Genomic DNA, 1,361 nt, shown 5'->3' with positions numbered 1-1,361 from the left:
GGGGGTGTCAGAAATTTTGTGTTCGGGCATAACATGAGTAAGAGGTGCATGTATGCCAACCAAGAAGAAACCCCTGCGTGACCTGCCCAAAATCCCCAAAGAGCTGCTTGAGCAGTTCGGCCAGGGGTTGATGACAGCGGAAGCTATCGAGGACGCCTCGGCGGCATTCAAGAAGGCTTTGATTGAACGGGCCTTGAGCGCCGAACTCGGCCATCACTTGGGCTATCCTCCGGGCGCGCAGCGTCCAGAGGATGAAACCAACCAGCGCAATGGCAAGAGTGGAAAAACCGTACTGACCGGCGATGGCCCGCTGCGGCTGGATATTCCCCGTGACCGGGATGGCAGTTTCTCGCCCATTCTGATTCCCAAGCATGAGCGTCGTTACACAGGTTTCGATGACAAGATCATCGCCATGTATGCCCGAGGCATGACCGTGCGTGAGATCCGTGCTTTTCTCTCTGAGCAATACGGCACAGACGTTTCGCATGACTTCATCAGCTCGGTCACTGACGAGGTAATGGAAGAAATTGGCGCGTGGCAACAGCGACCGCTTGAGCCCATGTATCCGGTCATTTTCTTTGATGCGTTGCGAGTTAAAATTCGCGAAGAAGGCCTTGTCCGTAACAAAGCGATTTATCTGGCGCTGGGTATTTTGCCTGACGGAACGCGCGCGATTCTTGGCATCTGGATCGAAAATACCGAGGGTGCGAAGTTCTGGATGAAGGTTTTCAACGACCTCAAAACTCGCGGCGTTGAAGATGTACTGATTGCCGTGACAGATGGGCTCAAAGGCATGCCGGAAGCCCTTGGCGCGGTCTTTCCAGCCACAACACTGCAAACCTGCATCGTTCATCTGATCCGCAACAGCCTTGATTACGTGGCTTGGGATAAGCGTCGCGAACTGGCCAAGGCGCTTAAACCGATCTATCAAGCAGTCACCGCCGAAGCGGCTGAGCAGGCGCTGGATGCGTTCGAAACCGGGCCTTGGGGCAAGCAATATCCGACAGTAGTGGCGGCTTGGCGGCGGGCCTGGGATCGAGTAATTCCATTTTTCGTTTTCCCGCCAGCGATCCGAAAAGTGATCTACACAACCAACGCTATCGAGAGCATCAATGCTCAGCTACGAAAGATCATCAAGACTCGCGGCCACTTCCCGACCGACGATGCGGCCACCAAACTGATCTGGCTCGGGCTGCGCAATATCACTGCAAACTGGGGCTCTGCAGCCCATGATTGGAAGAGTGCGATGAATCAATTTGCGATTCTGTACGGAGATCGATTTATCAGGCCGACCTGGTAAAAGCACGGCCTGCCTAACGGCAGGCCGTTACCGGCCCGCACACAAAAAATCTGACAGTCTC

The 1,361-nt window shown here is 54.7% G+C and carries 1 protein-coding gene; it reads left to right on the top strand.

Translation table 11 applies throughout. From position 1 onward, the window contains the following. Positions 1-52: 52 nt before the first annotated feature. On the top strand, positions 53-1,300 hold the full coding sequence (locus JZ00_RS29635) for an IS256 family transposase (RefSeq protein WP_039594734.1): 1,248 nt from the start codon (positions 53-55) through the stop codon (positions 1,298-1,300). The last annotated feature ends 61 nt before the right edge of the window (positions 1,301-1,361 follow it).

Origin of the sequence: Pseudomonas frederiksbergensis (genome assembly GCF_000802155.2) — a bacterium.
GTDB lineage: Bacteria > Pseudomonadota > Gammaproteobacteria > Pseudomonadales > Pseudomonadaceae > Aquipseudomonas > Aquipseudomonas frederiksbergensis_A.
The sequence above is the reverse complement of the archived record's forward strand: the minus strand, read 5'-3'. Positions and strand labels throughout refer to the sequence as shown.

Excerpts from the sequence above, each read along its gene's own strand:
- JZ00_RS29635 (WP_039594734.1), top strand. The coding sequence starts at position 53 with ATGCCAACCAAGAAGAAACCCCTGCGTGACCTGCCCAAAATCCCCAAA.